This window comes from Bacillus sp. FSL W8-1202 (genome assembly GCF_038006165.1).
GTDB classification, from domain to species: domain Bacteria; phylum Bacillota; class Bacilli; order Bacillales; family Bacillaceae; genus Bacillus; species Bacillus subtilis.
The window spans coordinates 23,365-41,852 of sequence record NZ_JBBOUR010000004.1; the positions used below are offsets into that span (position 1 = coordinate 23,365).

At 39.0% G+C, this 18,488-nt stretch carries 31 protein-coding genes; 9 read left to right on the forward strand and 22 right to left on the reverse strand.

The window, feature by feature from the left end:
* On the forward strand, positions 1-198 hold the full coding sequence (locus tag NSQ09_RS22485; protein ID WP_341032745.1) for a hypothetical protein: 198 nt from the start codon (positions 1-3) through the stop codon (positions 196-198).
* A 268-nt stretch (positions 199-466) separates the two neighbouring features.
* On the opposite strand, the gene NSQ09_RS22490 is transcribed toward NSQ09_RS22485, so the two are convergent.
* The 7 genes from NSQ09_RS22490 to NSQ09_RS22520 all read right to left on the reverse strand — a co-directional run bounded on the left by NSQ09_RS22490 (position 467) and on the right by NSQ09_RS22520 (position 4,767).
* Positions 467-1,279, reverse strand: coding sequence for an ATP-dependent DNA ligase (locus tag NSQ09_RS22490; protein ID WP_341032837.1), 813 nt, complete (start codon positions 1,277-1,279; stop codon positions 467-469).
* Positions 1,280-1,509: 230 nt separating this feature from the next.
* The gene (locus NSQ09_RS22495; RefSeq protein WP_341032747.1) at positions 1,510-1,977 is read right to left on the reverse strand and encodes a hypothetical protein; all 468 of its coding nucleotides are present in this window, start codon (positions 1,975-1,977) and stop codon (positions 1,510-1,512) included.
* A gap of 37 nt (positions 1,978-2,014) precedes the next feature.
* Positions 2,015-2,191: a hypothetical protein gene (locus NSQ09_RS22500; RefSeq protein ID WP_341032748.1), complete on the reverse strand. Its 177-nt coding sequence runs from the start codon at positions 2,189-2,191 to the stop codon at positions 2,015-2,017.
* 11 nt (positions 2,192-2,202) lie between these two features.
* The gene (locus tag NSQ09_RS22505) at positions 2,203-2,721 is read right to left on the reverse strand and encodes a thermonuclease family protein (protein ID WP_341032750.1); all 519 of its coding nucleotides are present in this window, start codon (positions 2,719-2,721) and stop codon (positions 2,203-2,205) included.
* Positions 2,715-3,008 (reverse strand): hypothetical protein, encoded by a 294-nt coding sequence (locus tag NSQ09_RS22510; protein WP_095431364.1) that lies wholly within the window; start codon positions 3,006-3,008, stop codon positions 2,715-2,717. Before NSQ09_RS22510 ends, NSQ09_RS22505 begins: the two co-directional genes overlap by 7 nt.
* Before the next feature lie 559 nt (positions 3,009-3,567).
* A complete protein-coding gene (locus NSQ09_RS22515) occupies positions 3,568-3,825 on the reverse strand; it encodes a hypothetical protein (RefSeq protein ID WP_225494347.1) in 258 nt (85 codons plus the stop codon).
* A gap of 99 nt (positions 3,826-3,924) precedes the next feature.
* Positions 3,925-4,767, reverse strand: coding sequence for an ArdC family protein (locus tag NSQ09_RS22520; RefSeq protein ID WP_341032757.1), 843 nt, complete (start codon positions 4,765-4,767; stop codon positions 3,925-3,927).
* A gap of 307 nt (positions 4,768-5,074) precedes the next feature.
* On the opposite strand from NSQ09_RS22520, the gene NSQ09_RS22525 reads away from it, so the two are divergent.
* Positions 5,075-5,347 carry a hypothetical protein gene (locus NSQ09_RS22525; RefSeq protein ID WP_341032759.1) on the forward strand — a complete coding sequence of 91 codons (273 nt, stop codon included), beginning with the start codon at positions 5,075-5,077 and terminating at the stop codon, positions 5,345-5,347.
* 355 nt (positions 5,348-5,702) lie between these two features.
* Positions 5,703-5,852, forward strand: a complete 150-nt coding sequence (locus NSQ09_RS22530) for a hypothetical protein (protein ID WP_013603251.1) — start codon at positions 5,703-5,705, stop codon at positions 5,850-5,852.
* 295 nt (positions 5,853-6,147) lie between these two features.
* Here the strand turns inward: NSQ09_RS22530 and NSQ09_RS22535 are convergent, their stop codons facing one another.
* From NSQ09_RS22535 to NSQ09_RS22555, 5 genes are all read right to left on the reverse strand, one after another.
* Complete coding sequence (locus tag NSQ09_RS22535; RefSeq protein ID WP_013603253.1) at positions 6,148-6,342, reverse strand: hypothetical protein; 195 nt, start codon at positions 6,340-6,342, stop codon at positions 6,148-6,150.
* Between the two features lie 46 nt (positions 6,343-6,388).
* Positions 6,389-6,520 carry a hypothetical protein gene (locus NSQ09_RS22540; RefSeq protein ID WP_013603254.1) on the reverse strand — a complete coding sequence of 44 codons (132 nt, stop codon included), beginning with the start codon at positions 6,518-6,520 and terminating at the stop codon, positions 6,389-6,391.
* 85 nt (positions 6,521-6,605) lie between these two features.
* Entirely contained in the window at positions 6,606-7,457 is an 852-nt protein-coding gene (locus NSQ09_RS22545) for a hypothetical protein (protein WP_341032764.1), read from the reverse strand.
* Entirely contained in the window at positions 7,457-7,714 is a 258-nt protein-coding gene (locus NSQ09_RS22550; protein WP_013603256.1) for a hypothetical protein, read from the reverse strand. The genes NSQ09_RS22545 and NSQ09_RS22550 overlap by 1 nt, the downstream gene beginning before the upstream one ends.
* Before the next feature lie 92 nt (positions 7,715-7,806).
* Positions 7,807-7,995, reverse strand: coding sequence for a hypothetical protein (locus tag NSQ09_RS22555; RefSeq protein ID WP_033881410.1), 189 nt, complete (start codon positions 7,993-7,995; stop codon positions 7,807-7,809).
* A 302-nt stretch (positions 7,996-8,297) separates the two neighbouring features.
* Between NSQ09_RS22555 and NSQ09_RS22560 the strand changes: the two genes are divergently transcribed.
* Positions 8,298-8,615 (forward strand): hypothetical protein, encoded by a 318-nt coding sequence (locus NSQ09_RS22560; protein ID WP_341032769.1) that lies wholly within the window; start codon positions 8,298-8,300, stop codon positions 8,613-8,615.
* 181 nt (positions 8,616-8,796) lie between these two features.
* Here the strand turns inward: NSQ09_RS22560 and NSQ09_RS22565 are convergent, their stop codons facing one another.
* From NSQ09_RS22565 to NSQ09_RS22585, 5 genes are all read right to left on the reverse strand, one after another.
* Positions 8,797-9,144, reverse strand: coding sequence for a hypothetical protein (locus NSQ09_RS22565; RefSeq protein WP_341032770.1), 348 nt, complete (start codon positions 9,142-9,144; stop codon positions 8,797-8,799).
* A gap of 184 nt (positions 9,145-9,328) precedes the next feature.
* On the reverse strand, positions 9,329-9,577 hold the full coding sequence (locus NSQ09_RS22570; protein WP_341032771.1) for a hypothetical protein: 249 nt from the start codon (positions 9,575-9,577) through the stop codon (positions 9,329-9,331).
* Between the two features lie 2 nt (positions 9,578-9,579).
* Positions 9,580-10,080, reverse strand: coding sequence for a hypothetical protein (locus tag NSQ09_RS22575; RefSeq protein WP_013603264.1), 501 nt, complete (start codon positions 10,078-10,080; stop codon positions 9,580-9,582).
* A gap of 74 nt (positions 10,081-10,154) precedes the next feature.
* Positions 10,155-10,397: a hypothetical protein gene (locus tag NSQ09_RS22580; RefSeq protein ID WP_341032774.1), complete on the reverse strand. Its 243-nt coding sequence runs from the start codon at positions 10,395-10,397 to the stop codon at positions 10,155-10,157.
* The gene (locus NSQ09_RS22585) at positions 10,375-10,863 is read right to left on the reverse strand and encodes a hypothetical protein (RefSeq protein WP_341032776.1); all 489 of its coding nucleotides are present in this window, start codon (positions 10,861-10,863) and stop codon (positions 10,375-10,377) included. Before NSQ09_RS22585 ends, NSQ09_RS22580 begins: the two co-directional genes overlap by 23 nt.
* 486 nt (positions 10,864-11,349) lie before the next feature.
* On the opposite strand from NSQ09_RS22585, the gene NSQ09_RS22590 reads away from it, so the two are divergent.
* Positions 11,350-11,652 (forward strand): hypothetical protein, encoded by a 303-nt coding sequence (locus NSQ09_RS22590; RefSeq protein WP_013603268.1) that lies wholly within the window; start codon positions 11,350-11,352, stop codon positions 11,650-11,652.
* Positions 11,653-11,946: 294 nt separating this feature from the next.
* Here NSQ09_RS22590 and NSQ09_RS22595 read toward each other — a convergent pair whose 3' ends face one another.
* Genes NSQ09_RS22595 through NSQ09_RS22605 form a run of 3 tightly spaced genes read right to left on the reverse strand, consistent with a single transcriptional unit; the run spans position 11,947 to position 12,971 of the window.
* The gene (locus NSQ09_RS22595; protein ID WP_341032779.1) at positions 11,947-12,204 is read right to left on the reverse strand and encodes a hypothetical protein; all 258 of its coding nucleotides are present in this window, start codon (positions 12,202-12,204) and stop codon (positions 11,947-11,949) included.
* A 27-nt stretch (positions 12,205-12,231) separates the two neighbouring features.
* Positions 12,232-12,522, reverse strand: coding sequence for a hypothetical protein (locus NSQ09_RS22600; RefSeq protein WP_341032781.1), 291 nt, complete (start codon positions 12,520-12,522; stop codon positions 12,232-12,234).
* A complete protein-coding gene (locus NSQ09_RS22605) occupies positions 12,519-12,971 on the reverse strand; it encodes a hypothetical protein (protein ID WP_341032783.1) in 453 nt (150 codons plus the stop codon). Before NSQ09_RS22605 ends, NSQ09_RS22600 begins: the two co-directional genes overlap by 4 nt.
* Positions 12,972-13,883: 912 nt before the next feature.
* Here NSQ09_RS22605 and NSQ09_RS22610 point away from each other — a divergent pair.
* From NSQ09_RS22610 to NSQ09_RS22620, 3 genes are all read left to right on the forward strand, one after another.
* Complete coding sequence (locus tag NSQ09_RS22610; protein ID WP_282326676.1) at positions 13,884-14,528, forward strand: hypothetical protein; 645 nt, start codon at positions 13,884-13,886, stop codon at positions 14,526-14,528.
* Positions 14,529-14,728: 200 nt separating this feature from the next.
* Positions 14,729-15,061: a YolD-like family protein gene (locus NSQ09_RS22615; RefSeq protein ID WP_052006222.1), complete on the forward strand. Its 333-nt coding sequence runs from the start codon at positions 14,729-14,731 to the stop codon at positions 15,059-15,061.
* Complete coding sequence (locus NSQ09_RS22620; RefSeq protein ID WP_341032786.1) at positions 15,054-16,319, forward strand: Y-family DNA polymerase; 1,266 nt, start codon at positions 15,054-15,056, stop codon at positions 16,317-16,319. The genes NSQ09_RS22615 and NSQ09_RS22620 overlap by 8 nt, the downstream gene beginning before the upstream one ends.
* A 48-nt stretch (positions 16,320-16,367) precedes the next feature.
* On the opposite strand, the gene NSQ09_RS22625 is transcribed toward NSQ09_RS22620, so the two are convergent.
* Positions 16,368-16,826 carry a hypothetical protein gene (locus NSQ09_RS22625; protein WP_341032788.1) on the reverse strand — a complete coding sequence of 153 codons (459 nt, stop codon included), beginning with the start codon at positions 16,824-16,826 and terminating at the stop codon, positions 16,368-16,370.
* A gap of 324 nt (positions 16,827-17,150) precedes the next feature.
* Between NSQ09_RS22625 and NSQ09_RS22630 the strand changes: the two genes are divergently transcribed.
* Positions 17,151-17,438, forward strand: coding sequence for a hypothetical protein (locus tag NSQ09_RS22630; RefSeq protein ID WP_439187723.1), 288 nt, complete (start codon positions 17,151-17,153; stop codon positions 17,436-17,438).
* Between the two features lie 37 nt (positions 17,439-17,475).
* Here the strand turns inward: NSQ09_RS22630 and NSQ09_RS22635 are convergent, their stop codons facing one another.
* Positions 17,476-18,093, reverse strand: coding sequence for a hypothetical protein (locus NSQ09_RS22635; protein ID WP_282326670.1), 618 nt, complete (start codon positions 18,091-18,093; stop codon positions 17,476-17,478).
* Positions 18,094-18,488: the final 395 nt, after the last annotated feature.

An 18,488-nucleotide genomic window follows, 5' to 3' on the forward strand; every position in this document is an offset into this window, starting at 1 on the left:
GTGTGTCAGTATCCTAAACAGTTGAAGGTAAGATCCGGCCGCATCCGGAATCCAGGAAAGCAGGCGCGCTGCGCTGGTGCTGCGGAAGCTGAAGAGAGATCGATGCCAGGTATCGGAGCACCTGCAGCTGAAGGTAAGATCCGGCCGCATCCGGAATCCAGGAAAGCAGGCGCGCTGCGCCGGTGCTGCGGAAGCTGAAGAAAGAGATCGATGCCAGGTATCGGGAGCGCGGCACCTGGAAATACGATGAGGCCCGCGACATCCTTGATCTTATACGTTAGCGACATTAAAAATTTGCGAAGAGGGAGGTTGAAACGTTGATATAGAAAGGTTCCCTTGATTGTAACAGTGTAACAGGTTTACTCATTAACAAATTTACTTTGTAACAGTGTTAGTGGGTTATTTTAGATTTTTTGCGCGGAATTCTTTTAAAAAAGAGTGGGGGAGTGGTTATGTAATGGAGAGGTTACTCTCTCCAAGAAACGAATGAAGGTAAACGAAGTTTCCCGTGTTTGGTCATAAAGCGATGTTTAACATTGCACGAGATAGGTTCAACAAAAACAAAATCTTCAGTTTCAGACTTTAATTTTTTCATTAAATGAAACTTATGTCGCTCTGACTTTGGCATAAATTCCATCATGCCAGCTGGGGTGCCATCTTGGTAAGACAGCAGAAATTTTATATCTTTACGTGTGTAGCCGGTTATCAGCACTTCAGTAAAGTCATAATTAATGACTTTAATCCAGTTCCTAGAGCGTTTTCCGATTTCATATGATGAGTATGCTTTTTTTAGGACGATGCCCTCTAAACCTTTTTCTTTAACCATATTGAAATAGGAGACACCATTTCCTCTTATCCCTTCAAGTACAAAAGCATTCGGATGGTTTATTTCAAGACCTTTAAGCACTTCTTTACGTTGCGTTAGTGGGCTTGATGCGATGGATTGGCCGTTTGAGTATATAACATCGAAAATGCAATATACGATCTTATGTGGGGACTTATTGGACATAAACCTTTCCATGACAGCCTCAAAGTCAGGAGATCCATCGTCACCTGTTACGATTATTTCGCCATCTAACACCGTACCGTCAGGAACATCTAAATTCAATAACTCAGGAAACTTGCTGCTAACCTCATTATTGTGACGCGTATAAAGTTTTATTTGATTATTGAATTTCGATAGTACAATCCGTATACCATCAAATTTAAGCTCACTAATGTAAGAGTCATCATCGAATGGTTCTTTTGTGGATTCCAGTAGCATAGGGGATATAAACAAAAAATCACCTCCCTTTTGAAATAATAAGTGAAGGGCGGTGATCTTTAAAGTCATTTGAACCTGGTACTTAATGGGTTTCAACATGTACAGCTCTATGGTTTATCATAAGAAAATAAAACACCCCGGAGGGTCTAATTCCGGGGCCGGTAAACGGTAAAAATCAATCCTCAAGCACAAAGATCGATTATATTTATGATACACATAGCGATGAGATATGTAAACCAGGTATGTTACTTGGAGTATATCTTCATTTTTTCATTGGTCTTTTTGCCGTTCTTAATCTTATCCAGGTACTTTTTAAGAAAAGAATCATATAGACTATCCGGAATATATCCAAGTCTTTGTAGCAAGAGATTTTCAACGATATTCATTTTCTTTGTGAGGAATTGATAATCATTCCTGGATTCCTGTGAATCAGTGTTACCGGTCGCTGTCTTCTTATAAAGTTCATTATACTTTTGGCTGCGTTTTTGTCTGATAAGCTTTAATAAGCAAAGCAACTCATATGTGTGAAAAGTCATTAATTCAGGTGTAGTCTTGTAAAGGTCCTCTTCATCGGCAGTTTCACGGAAGGGAACTGTTTTGCGGTTGCCATCTTCTTCAGCGTCTTTTATGTTAATCATGCAGAAATCACATTCATAATAGTTAGCTTCGTTTTCTTTTGCTACGGGGCTACCGCAGTATGGGCAAGTTTTCATTTCATTATTCTCTCCTCAGTTAGTGAAAATCAAAAGGTTATTCAGTAAGTTCGCGAATAATACGTTTATTATCTTCATCTAAATTCTGTCTTTGGGATCTTAAACTTTCATAGAATTCTTCTGTTTTCTTAGCATTTTCAGTATCTCCAATGCTTTTATAATGCTCTATTAATCCTTTATAAAATTGGTCATTTGTTTCTCTAATGTCCATCATTAACCCCTCCTTTAATTGTTATTCCAAATGCCTAATTTTTTGTTTTTTGCTGTTTCTTCAGCTTGTTTGTATTCATCCTCATATTTAGTGTTGGACGGAAAAACAGCTAAACGAGCATAGCCCTTCTCTAAAAGAATTTTGTTAAATGAGGTCCCGTCCTTTAAAAATACGTATGCCAATAGCCTATCATATTTATCACGCTTTTCTTTGTCGTATTCCAGATAAACACTTTGATTCTCTAACGTCTTTTTTGAAAAGGCTGAAGCTTCTTTTCCATAAGGCTGCACTGCTTTTGTTGGATGGACTGTTTCCGGAGTATCGACCAATATTAAACGGATTCTTTCCTCAGTACCATTAACATCGGCAATAAATGTGTCTCCATCTATAACGCGTCTAACTGTTACCTCAATTTTATCAGATAGATCAACGGCCTTTTCAGTTGTTCCAGAATGGCTGCTGCTAACGCCCTGGCATCCACTAAGTAGGATGACCAGGACGGCCAGAGCTTGCATTAACTTTCGAGTTAGCATGTTCTTTCTCCTTTGAGCGTTTTTTTAGCTGAGAGGAATATGGCTGTAATTTTAATTACATCTAAAATTCCTGATGTGCCAGCCGGCAGGAATTGAATGACAAGATTGTGCTGCGGAAATGTACTTGATTCCGTGAAGACAATTTGATTGTCAGTTTTATTGAATGCCATAGTATTATAGTCTAAATCTGCGGCAATAAAATCCGTTTCTGGTAGAGTGATAGTACGGTTCAAGTGAGGCGTTAGATGATCGGACACATCCAAATGCCATGACATAGCTTTCTTCATGATTCATTCTCCTTTTTTTAAGACTTTTTTGGTTTTGCTTGGAGAGCCAATCAGCATTCACAGTCAAAAGGACACAAGGGGTTACGAGCCGTTGAGGGGTGTTCTGTGGCCCTTTACGGATCGTTAAGACCAATTTATTTGTGACAGCTGCGGGCAGCTGTCCGTTTACAAAAAAATTGGCGACCCTTGTGTGCTTTTATGAAACACGGATAGTAACGCGGCGGGCGTGCCCGGCGTGTTGCTTGCCGATGTTGAATGTGAAATGCTAAAGCCCCCGGACAGCTTCAGCTGGCCAAGTATGGGGGCGTTTGGCTGAGCAAAAACAAAAAAGGCGTCTAAAAAAAGGATTTAATCATGCCGGCGGCTGCCGGCATTCTTTTTGCGGAAATGCGACCGGGGCTTTCCGGGAGCCTTTCTGCTTCTTTTGGGTTTAAGAGGCTGCTTTAGCAGCCTCCAAGCAGGCTCGATGCCTGCGTTTTAATCAAGGAAAACTTTAGTTTTCCGACCTTGCGTAACCGGCAAAAGCCGGTTGCGATTTTAGCCGCAACAAATTTTGCGCCTAATTTGAACTCACGAGTTTTAAGTCTTTTTCGTGAATTATTGGACCATCTTCCACGTCCCAGAAAGATAAACTTTCATCCTCACGTAAAAGAGCTTCCGTATCTTTATAGTAAAAATCAACTTCTACGTGTGACATCTCCTCATCTTCTTTGTCATGCCAAATAACTTTCCCTATTGTACCTTTTGGGAAGTACCCCCACGGTGAATCGTGATCAACTAAAAGCTGTACTTTTGCACCTTTTCGAAATGTTTTCATGTTTTTTCCTCCTTTGATTTTTGCTGTCCATAAGTAAATGCGGGGGGACCAGCCCCGCGAGTTTTTCCTTGTGCTTGTGTTTTTGATTCCTACCTGTATTTAACTTGCCGTACTTATTTGATCTTCTTCTGTATTTCCTAAAATATAGTCAACAGCTTTTTGGGCTTGTGCAGATGCATGGAATATCAGGCGGTTATCGTCTTTTAATGCAGAAAGCCAGGATTTGATATAGCTTGCACTATTCTCAATGGTATTGTTTTCTATCCCGGCAATGCCGCACAGCATAGCTGCACCCATTTCTGCCACTAGCTCTTCTTTAGAATATTTCTCGTCACCAAATGTACCAAAGGTTCTTGCTAGGCGACTTTTGTGGCCTGTACTGTGTATCATTTCGTGGAAAAGAGTCGAGTAGTATTCTTCTGGCACTTTAAAATCTTGTATTGGCGGACAATTGATTTTATCGAGTGTTGGAAAGTATGCAGCTTCTCCAGGTTCAAAGGTGTAGGTTGGACCATTGGGATAGTTATTGATAATTTCTTCAGCTTTTTCAATGGGATCGTGATTATACGTTTCTTGTTTTCGTTTACTTTTTAGCCCGGTACATTGTTTATTGATATCCCATACGCGGTAGTAGATAGGCTTTGCAAATTTCTTTTTTTCTTCTGTTTCTTCGTCTTCAAACTCTTTCCATAACCAGAACACAATGATATGTGAGTTTTTAAATTCTTCTTTTTTGATGCGGCCGCCAGCTTCTAAGATTTGTTTTTTAGAAGCGTATTCCCCAGGAGGGACTAAAAAGTTATTGATACCGCGATAAGGCTTTTGTGTTTTCCAGTTAACTGCTGCACAGGAATTTGTCCAGGGCTGATGCCAAGGAACAACACCCTTTTCAAGTTGTGCAATAATTTTCTCCGTGATGATTTCATAAACTGATTTCCCCACAATGTGTCTCTCCTTTTTTTAAGACTTTTTTGTTTTTGCGGAGGCCGAATTGCATTCACAGCCAAAAAGCACACAAGGGGTTACGAGCCGTTAAGGGGTGTTCTGCATCCCTTTACGGATCGTTAAGACCAATTTATTTGTGACAGCTGCGGGCAGCTGTCCGTTTACAAAAAAATTGGCGGCCCTTGTGTGCTTTTATGAAACACGGATAGTAACGCGTCGGGCGTGCCCGGCGTGTTGCTTGCCGATGTTGAATGTGAAATGCTAAAGCCCCCGGGCAGCTTCAGCTGGCCAAGAATGGGGGCGTTTGGCTGGACAAAAACAAAAAAGGCGTCTAAAAAAGGGTTTAATCATGCCGGCGGCTGCCGGCATACGTTTTGCGGAAATGCGACCGGTGCTTTACGGGAGCCTTTCTGCTTCTTTTGATCTTCCGTCCTCGTTCACTCGTGAAGAAATGGCCAGGAACAATGCAGCTGTTGCTTCAGGATCCGCCGCAGGCAATCCGGAAGCTTACAGATGTATGTTATCGGGCATTTTAGAGGGAAGCGAGATGCCGCGGAATGTTGGCCGGCGTTTTTAGCCGGCTTACAGTCCGGGAGCAGACCCGCAGGGGGACCCAAGGGAAATTTTTAACCATTTTTAGAAGTAGATACGCAACTTATAGTAACTGATGATGTCCATTTTGAAAGAATAATACGCAGTTAGAATTAGAAGAGGTTTTCACCATAAATTTGTGCCATTTTAAAAATCGCTTCGCAGTTAATAATGAGGGTAGAAATTTTCCCTTAATTGTGCGGTATAAAAAAATTGCGAATATTATCTAGTGAACATGTAAGAGAGGGGTTTGAAATTTAATGTCCCAAAATAATAGCTTAATGCAAGTTATGAAGTGTAAAAGAAAAATAAGACTAATCGAAGGAAGGAGGTTAAACGGAATGGAAAAAATCAGTAAGGGAGAAAGGAGAAATAATATGAATAAAGAGGAACTGCTGTGGATGTTAAGGCTTGTCTTAATTACAAATTCATTTACGGCCACAATATTGTTTGGTATGTTTAAAGTTATTTTGATTGCTACAGGTAATTAAAAAGATCAGCTTAAAAACTGATCTTAAAAGGGTGACTGAAGATGTTCCAGCATCAGTAGTCATCATGATATAAAGTTATTGTAATTATAGCAGAGAAGATATAAAGAAGAAGCTTACAAGGTTTTGATTGGTGGTTTGCGCAGCAAAACCACCAGAGAAGGTTTTAATGTTTTTAGAGGTTGCTTTAGCAACCTCCAAGCAGGCTCGATGCCTGCGTTTTAATCAAGGAAAACTTTAGTTTTCCGACCTTGCGTAACGAGCTTACCGCGCTATGTAGCGCGGTAACTTCTTTTTGTTATTTGAGCAGTTCTTGTTGCGTAATTAACCAATTTTCAATTTTTTCAACTACTTCACAAAAATCTTGATCGAATGGAAAACCCTCATTAAGTTTGTTAAACGTAACATCATCAGATTCATCCCATAAATCAGAAATCTCCCGTGCGGAAGTTTTGAATAGTGTTAAGGCGTTTAATAATTTGTTTTTTGTCATTGCAAAAACTCCTTGCTGAACCGTTCAATAAAGTATGACGGTAGTATTATAATTTTTTCACTTCAACGTATAATGAACCTTCCGTGATTAACGATTTAAAGCTTTCGATAGCTTCTTCGGCTGCTTCTTCTTCTGAATTGGCATCTACTTCAATTTCGCAAACTACTAGGTACTCCATATTGTTCCCCTCCGAATTTATATAGAGGGACAGGTAGACGAATCCTGTCCGATTTGTGCTTGTGTTTTTAATCTCTACCGAGTTTCTATTCAAATATAGCCTTTGCGGCCCTATATGCATTCATTGTTAATTTTCTTTGCCAGGCTTGTGAGCGTGGTGACCATCTAAATGTGTTTTTCTTTAATTTATCTTTTAATTGATCGTCGGGCCGTTGATCATCAGAAAAGATAATTTTTAATCTGTCGCTTTCTTCATCAGCGACTACGCGACACTGTTCATAAGTCAAAGTGGGATAGTGCGGCTTTTTTTCTTCAGCTTGAAAGAGTTTATAGATGCTGTGACGTTTTGTGAAAACTTTTGTCATGCCTTCTGCTTCAAATATCTTGTATAACTCTTCCTTGTTGTGTCCTTCTTTGAATAGTCTTTTTAATTTGGTGACGAGACTGTTTTTGAATAACGTAATATCATATCCAGGCATTTTACCTTCTTTTATTAGGCGGATTCTTATACAATCTTTTCTGAATTCAGAATATGCCTTTACTGCTTTTTCTTCGGGCTTCTCTAAGGAGCCAAGATGTTTCTTTGTGTTTTGAATAAACCGTGTCATCTTTTCAGTTGTTTCTCGATCATAATTGTCTTTTCGAGCTAATTCCTTTTGCTTTCTTTCAAATGGATAGTTTGCCCGTCCGGTAATCAAGGGACTTGGTGTTTTGATCATGGTAAGTGATTTCTCCATTCGCTGAGTTAAAAATTTTTCAAACTCCATCAACCTATTTAGAAAATAATCTCTTTGGTCTTCATTTTGAACTAGAGGTGCTAGATCGTTTTTAAATTTGTTTGCATAATACTGAATTTGGTGATCGGGATTGTATTTGTACATGTGCAACTCGTTATATCTCTTTGTGATTTCAGGTTTTACGTACGTTTTTACTGCCATTACATAGACACTCCTTTTTTGTTTTCATATTCAATCATTTTTAATGCTCGCCAAAACTTAACATCAGGAATTCGTAAATCTTGCCGTATGTCAGACAACAGTTGCAATTTGTCTAGAACTACTTTGCATTTTTCTTGGTAGAGTTGAACTTCAAATGGACAGTTAGCAAGTTCTTTTTCTTCCTCTGTTAATTTAAGGTCTAGTTCTAAATCTGTAATGTATCTGGCTAATACCAGCGCTATTTCTTGTTTAGTCACTCATTTTCGCCCCTTGATTAAAAATTGAGTGGAAGGGGAGACCAACCCCCAACCGATAACCCTTGTACGTGTGTTCTTGATTTCTACCGTTTTTATTCTGTAACTTCAAAAAAACGTTTAAGTGGAGGCAAAGCCCACCCATCCTTTTTGGTTTGGGCAATAGCTTTTTTATACATTGCTTCCTCAAAAGCATCACCTAATCGTTTTTGCTCTTTTTGGTAATCACCTTCTAAATAAACATTTAATTGATAATCACCAAAATCGATCTTGACTATGATCATTTTGTCCTCCTTTTTTAAGACTTTTTTGTTTTTGCGGAGGCCGAATTGCATTCACAGCTAAAAAGCACACAAGGGTTATGAGCCGTTAAGGGATGTTCTGCAGCCCTTTACGGATCGTTAAGACCAATTTATTTGTGACAGATGCGTGCAGCTGTCCGTTCACAAAAAAATTGGCGGCCCTTGTGTGCTTTTATGAAACACGGATAGTAACGCGGCGGGCGTGCCCGGTGTGTTGCTTGCCGATGTTGAATGTGAAATGCTAAAGCCCCCGGACAGCTTCAGCTGGCCAAGAATGGGGGCGTTTGGCTGGACAAAAACAAAAAAGGCGTCTAAAAAAGGATTTAATCATGCCGGCGGATGTCGGCATTCGTCTTGCAGAAATGCGACCGGAGCTTTACGGGAGCCTTTCTGCTTCTTTTGATCTTCCGTCCTCGTTCACTCGTGGAGAAATGGCCAGGAACAATGCAGCTGTTGCTTCAGGATCCGCCGCAGGCAATCCGGAAGCTTACAGATGTATGTTATCGGGCATTTTAGAGGGAAGCGAGATGCCGCGGAATGTTGGCCGGCGTTTTTGGCCGGCTTACAGTCCGGGAGCAGACCCGCAGGGGGACCCCAATTAATCTTGATAACAACGGATCACAAATGGAAAAAAGGATGTGCTATGCTTTGAAATATAAAGAGGGGGTGGTGTCAAATGGATACAAATGAGGTACTACAGTTGTTAATTGCTACGAATGGAACTACAGCAACAGTTTTAGTTGGGATGTTCACATTAATTTTAACGGCACTTAAAAAGTAAGATCAGTGTATTAAAACACACTGATCAGCAGAATGATTTTGTAACTGAGATGTGGCTGCATCTTCAGTTACGCTCATTATAGCAAATTGATTTTGGTTTTCCCCCTGTTTTTGCGCTAGCAAAATCAGGGGGGAGGTTTTAAAGGTTGCTTTAGCAACCTTCAAGCAGGCTCGATGCCTGCTTTTAATCAAGGAAAACTTTAGTTTTCCTACCATGCGAACCAGCATGATTTTCATGCTGGTTTGTTTGCCGTAATGTCTATTAACATTAACAGCAAAATTCAGATGTAACATTATCGGTGTAAAGCACTTCATTTTCTCCGGCTTCTTCAGGAAAATACGTTTCCCCATCAAACTCGTATCTTTTCTCTGAAAGGACGACTGTCATAATAGATGAAAAGCAGTCCGGGTCAGCGTGGATTTTATGCATTTCCTCGTTAGTTAGTTTAAATGATATTCCTGCCCGTCCCCAAATTGTTATAAAGCCAGGTTCTTGGGAGGACTTTTTAGATGATTCCATTTTTTTATCATCCCTTCAGTAAAGATTTATTTCCTTAACAGTAACTGACCAAAAGTTTTCGTCATTTTGGACAGTGATAGAGTATATTTCATACTTAACAAATGGTTCGTACACTTCAGGTTCTTCATCCATATGAAATTCTAAAATGTGTTTGTTTTTCGCTTCTATGGCATGTTGTATTGCTGTGTTTGGATTTGTATATAATTGAACTTCTGAACCAATGCCGCAGTTTTCTAAATCGTACAAGGTTTGAACCATATACATTGTTATCTCACTCCTTTGGAATGGGGTGGGTTTCCTGCACCGCAGATTAATACGTTAGATGTCGCAATTGCATCCTGTAGCCAGCCGGCAGTGTCATCCATGATGTACTCACTTTGAAATTCAGACAGTGAGTCATAGCCGTGCTGTTTCGCTTTACTTTCTGCCCAATCGCTGGGAACTGTAAACCAGGCACAACCTAAGTGATCATTTATGCCGTTCTCATTTGGTATTAATTCACCAACGTAAGTGTAGATTGTGGTGACTTTCGCCTTTTCATAGTTTGAAAGCTCCGCATAAGGCGGGAGCGATTTGTCTTTTTTGGCTTGTTTCCACATATATAATAGATCGATTGCCGATATCTCTGAAAGCTTTATATAGTTCGCTTGTGTGTTTTCGTCTACATAACCTAAGTCGTGAAGATCAAAGCAAGAATCAAGAGCTTCACAAAGTTCTTCAAAGGTTTTGTAGCGAGTGAGAATTTCATAGATAGTTAAAGATTTCATTGCTGTTTTCGTCTCCTTTGATGATTGAGGGCAGGGGGACCAATCCCTGCCAACCAATCTGTATGCTTGTGTTTTTAATTTATACCGTTTTTCACATTTACTCGTTCATAATCGAAATCGTTGTTGCTAGGTACTATTTTTTCTCCTGAATGTTTACATTCTATGACCTTCCACTTTAATGGAGAAACCAGCTTTTGTAGGTATCCCATAGCGTTTGCTTCGGTGTCAGGGACAGGCATAGGAATGACTACTGCCGGATCGCCTTGTTGTTTTTCAAGAGTTGCTTGATATATGTCAAAATGTACTTGGTTTATCATTTTGATAACACCCCTGTATTTGAGATTTCAAACTGTTTTCTATGGCAGTAAGACACGTTTGGAAAGTAAACTCATTCTCTATATCTTTATAGGTGAAAACATAGCCTATACGGAAAAAATGATACTTACCGTTGCGTTTAAAAATAGATTCTACGAAACAATCAAATTCATTTATCCCTTGTTCGTCAGAATCGCAATACATAGCAGGCTCATATGATATGAACTCATTCTCTGAAAAGAATTGATTATGATCCATGAAATTCAAAATTACTGTATCTATGAAGTCACAGAAAGTGCCGCAAATAGCTTCCAAACTTTCCTCTGAATGACCTTGTAACAAGGCTTTATCGAAAGGTATAGCTTCAGGTATGCCTGTTAATGCTTGGTACTCTTCTTTGGCTATTTCAAGAAACTCATTGAGTGACATAGAACCAACTAGATTCACGTCTGCTGTATTGACATTCATTTGACCCTCTCCTTTTGAGTTTTTAGGAAAATTTACTGCAACAAACTACACCAAGAAACGCTATGGCAATTAGTAAAACCAAGATGGAATACCTTTTGCCTTCACCTTTTGTTCTGATAGTGATAACTGATAAAAAGCCAAATAATGAAAGTGCTATTATCACTAAAATGATCTCTTGCATGTGAATTCTCCTTTTTTTAAGACTTTTTTGTTTTTGCGGAGGCCGAATTGCATTCACAGCCAAAAAGCACACAAGAGATTACGAGCCGTTAAGGGGTGTTTTGTGGCCCTTTACGGATCGTTAAGACCAATTTATTTGTGACAGCTGCGGGCAGCTGTCCGTTTACAAAAAAATTGGCGGCCCTTGTGTGCTTTTATGAAACACGGATAGTAACGCGGCGGGCGTGCCCGGCGTGTTGCTTGCCGATGTTGAATGTGAAATGCTAAAGCCCCCGGGCAGCTTTAGCTGGCCAAGAATGGGGGCGTTTGGCTGGACAAAAACAAAAAAGGCGTCTAAAAAAAGATTTAATCATGCCGGCAGCTGCCGGCATTCTTTTTGCGGAAATGCGACCGGGGCTTTACGGGAGCCTTTCTGCTTTTTTTGATCTTCCGTCCTCGTTCACTCGTGAAGAAATGACCAGGAACAATGCAGCTGTTGCTTCAGGATCCGCCGCAGGCAATCCGGAAGCTTACAGATGCATGTTATCGGGCATTTTAGAGGGAAGCGAGATGCCGCGGAATGTTGGCCGGCGTTTTTGGCCGGCTTACAGTCCGGGAGCAGACCCGTAGGGGGACCCCAAAGTAAGGATTCCTGAAAACTCCTAAAGAAATCATTTAATGTAATCGATATGAGATATAGCTCTTTCAGCTGGAATCTGAAGGGTTAGGGGTGTTGAAAGGGGTTTGTAAGGCTTTGTGTTAACAAAGCCTTACAAGAAGGTTTTTGTGGTTTTAGAGGCTGCTTTAGCAGCCTCCAAGCAGGCTCGATGCCTGCTTTTGATCAAGGAAAACTTTAGTTTTCCGTCCATTCGTCCGCCAAAGGCGGCGAAAAAACCAGGCTATTTGAAGCCTGGTTTTACAATGTTATTTTGACCATATTTGTCTGTTTCGGCTGTAAGGGGCTGTATCGTCAAAATGAAGTGTTTCTTTTAGTCTAAACCCTAATTTTTCAACGTATTTAAGGCGTTTCTTCATCTCAAAAGGATAATCGACTTTGATTTCTCTAGCAGTTTCCAGGTGTGCGGAGAGGTCTTTGTAACGACTGCTTATGATTCTACCGGAATCAGCTGTAATTGGTTTATAGATAGTTACTGTCCTATCGAGTCTTACAAGTATCATCATATATTGCTCCTTTGGAATGGGAATGTTTTAAGCTATGAGGTTCCCGAAGATTACTGTTCCGAAAAATAACAGCCCGATTAAAGAAAGTGTTATTCGTGAACTGACTGCTATAATTTTGTCATCGAATACGATGATCTCTCCCTGGGATTCAAGTTCAGCAATATGAGTCATGACCTTATTTGAATCGCCATATTTTAATAGTTTGCTGATTGTGGTATACTTTGATTCACGTATTGATTTGAGCAGTGATTCTTTGGTCGGGGTCACATGCTCTTTTTTTATTTGCCGTTGAATTGCTTGTGTTGCGTTTACGTTCATTCTCCTTCATCCTCCTTCAAAATGGTTAGTCCACTTTCACTTTTATTTTCAGTTGCTATTTCAAAAATGAGTTTAGTTTGGTCGTACGTATATTCACTCGTGAAGGTACTGATATCAGGGATATCAGTAAATCTGCGATTTAGAACTTCTTCTAACCAGTCCTCGTAAACACAAAATCTTACCTGTGTTTCAGGGTATTCATTGGCGGACGCTTTATAAGTCCAAAAACTGCAGTACGCCTTTGACTCGGTTTTATCTAGCTGTGATTCGATTGATCCAATTAGGTCATCTAATATTGTCCATCCTTCTTCAACGCTTCTTTCTTTTAATGTTTGTTCAAAGCCATTGGTAATGCAGGCTTCAATATTCTTCTCAGTGCCAAGGAATCCTTTGGATTCTAATGCGGATTTCAGGTCTTCTTTATGCCATACAATAGATGTGAAAAACATATGTAACAGCTCCTTTTTTTAAGACTTTTTTGTTTTTGCGGAGGCCGAATTGCATTCACAGCCAAAAAGCACACAAGGGGTTACGATCCGTTAAGGGGTGTTCTGCAGCCCTTTACGGATCGTTAAGACCAATTTATTTGTGACAGATGCGTGCAGCTGTCCGTTCACAAAAAAATTGGCGGCCCTTGTGTGCTTTTATGAAACACGGATAGTAACGCGGCGGGCGTGCCCGGCGTGTTGCTTGCCGATGTTGAATGTGAAATGCTAAAGCCCCCGGGCAGCTTCAGCTGGCCAGGGTGGGGGCGTTTGGCTGGACAAAAACAAAAAAGGCGTCTAAAAAAAGGATTTAATCATGCCGGCGGTTGCCGGCATTCGTTTTGCGGAAATGCGACCAGGGCTTTCCGGGAGCCTTTCTGCTTCTTTTTGGGTTTAAGATGCTGCTTCAGCAGTATCTAAGCAGGCTCGATGCCTGCGTTTTAATAAAAGAAAACTTTAGTTTTCTGACCATCCGAGAACTTCAAAGGAATCATCATAATCGATGACGCCGGCTGTCCTCGAAGTAATCAGAATATTTATTCTGTTTTCTTCCTAAAAATGATTTAACTTTTGTTGCTATATAGCCAGATAGCATATCAAGTGCTCTGTTGATTAACCATTCAATTAATAAGACACTAAGAATATATTTCATATAAAATGTTCCTCCTTACCCGTGATATATATAAATATCAATTTTTCACTGCAAAGACTTTTATGGATTAGATGAAAAAATTTTCAAAGGGAATTTTGATAGCAGAAATATCATAATTTGGGTAAGATTGAATTGTTGAGTTTCATTTAAGAGTGTGAAAAAAATGCTGAAGATATGCTAAAAATTACCGATAGAGAGTATAAAGGTTGGAAAGAGAGGTAGACATGAAGAATATAAAGCACATTAAGAAGATGAAAAACAGTATTCTATTCTCAGTTGTATGGCGGTTTTTGTTTTTAGTATTTTATCCAGTAATTTTAGGGGCTGGGTTGCCATTGATTGGAGTTAACTTGCCTTCAGAAACGCTGTTTATATTAAGTTTTATTGGTTGTATGATGGTTTGTTTAAGTACAGCGACTCATATAAGTAACCTCGTTAATATAAGAGAAGTTCTAAGACTGTATGATTCAATTGAAAGGGAACTTGTTGGGAATTATGCAATTGACGCTAAAGTGTTGGACGACATGCTTGATAACACCAGGGAAAAGTATCGTCTTCAAATATCTTTTGACAGAGAATATGACATAAAGGATTTACATGCTATTCAAGAATTGAATAAAGATGACCGAGCGGGGAAGTATTTTGATCAATATCTTAATGATGCTAATAATGTAAAAGATGAAATCCTTTATGCCACTATTCCGAAACGGACAGCAGAAACTTTCCTATACTCAGTGTTTAATTCAAAGACTGTATTCGGTGTAACCGGAAGGAATTATTTTCACAAATGGGATAAGGCCCGATTAGATGACGAATTACTGTCTATGTTCCAAGAGAAAGAAGAAAAAAAGAATACGGTTAAGCAGTGATAAAGTATCTGGAGATTTCCAGATACTTTTTTATTTTTTTTCAGTATCTAATTGAAGAGTTGCCAAAATAAAATATGCCCGGAGAGATCCGGGCGTTTTTACTTGGAGAAACTTTCCTGTACTAAAGGAACGTATGTTCTGTTAATATATAATCAAAAAATGTTTGAGGGTGTGATCAAGTGATAAAGGATCGAGGTTTAATGAAATGGGCAACTTCTATGATGTTGCCGGAGCACAACGAAATGTTAAAGCAGCTGAATCTTGAAATGGAAAAAATGAAGCGCCCTGAAAATGATGAACAAAAAATTGAAGCAATGGCCCTTATAATTAATGAAGCAAAACAAGGAAACCAACTTTTAAGTATCTCCTATTTTGAAAATGGCCATATTTCATCGCTTACAGGCTTTGTAAGGTCTTTTAAGTACATTGAGAGGGAAATGTTAATAAAAACGAATGAAGGGCATATTAAGGCTGTTTCAGTTGATGATTTGATCGAGGTGGAGCTGGCTGAAGGAGAAAAGTTTTATGATTGACTATGATAGCCTTCCTAAACGTACTTTTTTGACCGTAGATATGCGTAGCTTTTACGCCAGTGCATCTGCAGTTATGCTGGGCCTCGATCCCATGAAATGTTATCTCGCTGTGGTAGGCGATACTGAACGATCAGGAAGTGTTGTTTTAGCTGCATCACCGGCTTTAAAAAAACGATTTGGTATTAAAACAGGTTCGCGCCTTTATGAAATACCTGATCATCCTCAAATTCACATTGTAAATCCTCAGATGCGGATGTTTATTAAGCTTTCCACCAATATAACTCATTTGTTTTATCAGTTTGCTTCACCAGAAGATATACTCACCTATAGTGTCGACGAGAGTATAATTAGATTTGATTTTTTGAAGAGACTATGGGGAACACCGATGGATCTGGCGAAAAGAATACAAAATGCAATCTACAGAGATTTTGGTGTACCAGCAACAGTAGGAATCGGCCCAAATATGCTAATGTCAAAACTAGCCTTAGACTTAGAAGCTAAGAAAAGCCCTTCAGGAATTGCGGAATGGACATATGAAGACGTTCAAACAAAATTATGGCCAGTTCATCCATTATCGAAAATGTGGGGCATAGGAAGTCGAATGGAGCGGAATTTGAATCGAATGGGAATTGCCACAGTAGGACAGCTTGCAAATTATCCATTGGAGCTTTTAGAAAAACGGTTTGGCATCATGGGGAGTCAGATTTATTATCATGCACATGGTGTGGATCTTAGCGAGCTGGGCACGCCTATTAGGCAAGAGCAAATTTCTTTCGGGAAAAGCCAGATATTGTTGAGGGATTACGATAAAGAAGCTGAAATTAAATCAGTCATATTAGAAATGTGTGAAGAAGTGGCCAGCCGGGCTAGAAAGGCTAAAAAGGCAGGCAGAACCATTCATTTAGGATTAGGTTATAGTCACACAGTAGGCGGAGGCGGCTTTCATCGTTCTTTAACAATAGATCAACCAACTAATATCACGATGAAACTTTATAAAGCGTGCCTTGGTTTATTTAAGAAGTTCTATCAAGGTCAAACGGTAAGGAGCATATCAGTTACATTAGGGAACGTAGTTGATGATAACCAATTTCAGATGTCTCTTTTTGAAGAAAACAGTGAAAAGGAACGTCAACTTGGCCATGTTATGGATTCCATAAGGGAAAAATACGGCTCAAATGCGATTTTAAGAGCTATTTCTTATACAACAGCTGGAACTGCGTTAAAACGAGCTAGGCTAGTGGGTGGACATAAAGCATAACGGTCATAACACTAAGTGAACGATATAAAAGCAGGTTTATACCTGCTTTTACGTTGTAATATTACTATCATCATCATCATCATCATCGCACCATTCCCAAGTTCCTGGAACCGGAAACTCTACATGAGCAATTCTGTCATAGAGATTACTGTCATATCGTCCTTTTCGGTGACGAGGTTCGTTAATTACACCACAATCTACAGGGAAGATACCGTCCTCCCATCTGTTAATTGTTTTATTTTCACTATCGAGAAACTCGTATACTGACCTTGCAGCAGTTATACCCGAAGGCATCGCTCCTAATGAAGTCACTTTAAAGTGACTTTCACATCTGCCATCTTTCCAAATAGTAATTCTATGGCCGTCAAGGCGGGCTAGATCCATATTATTATGCAATATGTGTGGATCGGGCTGTAGATATGCTGTTTTAGAATCATCTGTAACATTTCTAAATGTACCTATGGTTTTCGAATGATTAAATGTTGGTTTATTTTTATTATGTTTCATGTTTTACCTTCCTAAACTTTTTTAGATAGTTTTCCATATGAAAAGTAAATTTATTCGACATAAACGAGTGTTGCCGAGGTGGGTTTAGAATACAAGGAAAGTCAAGACAATATCTGCAAAAAAGCAGCTACAGGTAAGGAATGGGTTTAGACATCAGGATTCAATTGTTGTAGCAACATAAATGAGAGTACGAGTTAAAACTTCTATAGGATTTCAATTGCTAGACATGATATACTCGTTAGGAAGATATTTACTGGAAACAAAGGAGGCGGGGAAATGAAAAAGAAATTCATTGGATTCTTGGTCATAGCTTCTTTTTTGTTGATGTTTAATACGGCTTCATATGCAAGTGGCACTGACGAAAACACCGAGAAAGCAACTGCTGAAATGTTGGAAAGTGTAATGGATGAGTTTGGTTTATTCAGCTTTCAAATTGGCCGAACAGATCAGGAGATTATAATTGGGATGGATCAATCCAAGAGTGAAGCAAAGCTTCGTGAATACTTAGATGATAACCTGTCTGAAGAAGCAAAGAAAAAGTATGAAATCTATATATTTAAAGAGGATATTGATAAGTTGAAACAAGAACATCAAAAGAGTTTACAGGAATAAAGCAGACCGATTAAGGTCTGCTTTTTTTATATCAAAATTAGTTATACCACAAAGTAGCTTGATTTATTGTAATTAATTTATCAGTGTTTCCTTCATTTTCGAATTTAATGTGATAGCTTTTCCCTTTTTTTAAGTTCCAATTCATATGAAATTGGCCTTTCCATCCACCAGGTAAAGTAACCTTTTGGGCACGACCTTTAGCCCCACCTCTACCATCATCGTAAAATGCGGATACAGAAAACTTTCTCGCTGTTCCTTTATAGGTTACGATGAGGGTACTTGGATCTTTAAAAGTTTTTCCATATGTCCCTTTTCCAAGCCAAATGTTATAGTAAAAATCAAAGTAGCCTGATGAATATGTTTTTTTCAATACCTTTATTGGATTATCTGTAGGCTGCTCTTCTGTAAGTCTAATCATGCTTTTCAGCTGTTCAGTTGTATAAGGATGAATCTCTTTGTTATTTTCGTCAAAAATTTTGATTTGAGAAGCAATCTCTTCCTTCTGAGCTTCAATTTCATCCTGTGACAGAATTTTTTCCTCAATAGGCAAAGATTCTTTTACCTCTGCTGCCTCTACTTTGCTTGTTCCCATGAAATCAAAAAGAGAAATACCCAAAACAGCTGCTATTGACCAGTACTTGAAGTTTGCTTTCATATTGAACGGCTCCTTTATTCATTTTTTAATTTGCTAAAGTTGCATTGAATTTTCTTATGTTTTCTCACTGGTGAAATTCTTACTGAGGAATCCTATGGAGTATAGATACAGCTGATAATTTGAGCCATTAAAGCTGTGGAAGCTATTCATGGGGTTTTGGGTTCTTTCGTAATGACTCAATCAGCAAAAGAGAAAAATTAAACGATAATGTGAAATCTAAATTAGTGTTGACGTTGGCAGCCAGTAATTTTTATCAAGACAAATTAACCCCTCCTTTGAATGATAATACAAAGCAAAACTACCATAGAGATCAGGAATATTACAACAAAAAACACCAAAATAATTGAAAATTATCTATATTTCTACAATTATGTACATAATTATATGCTTTATGT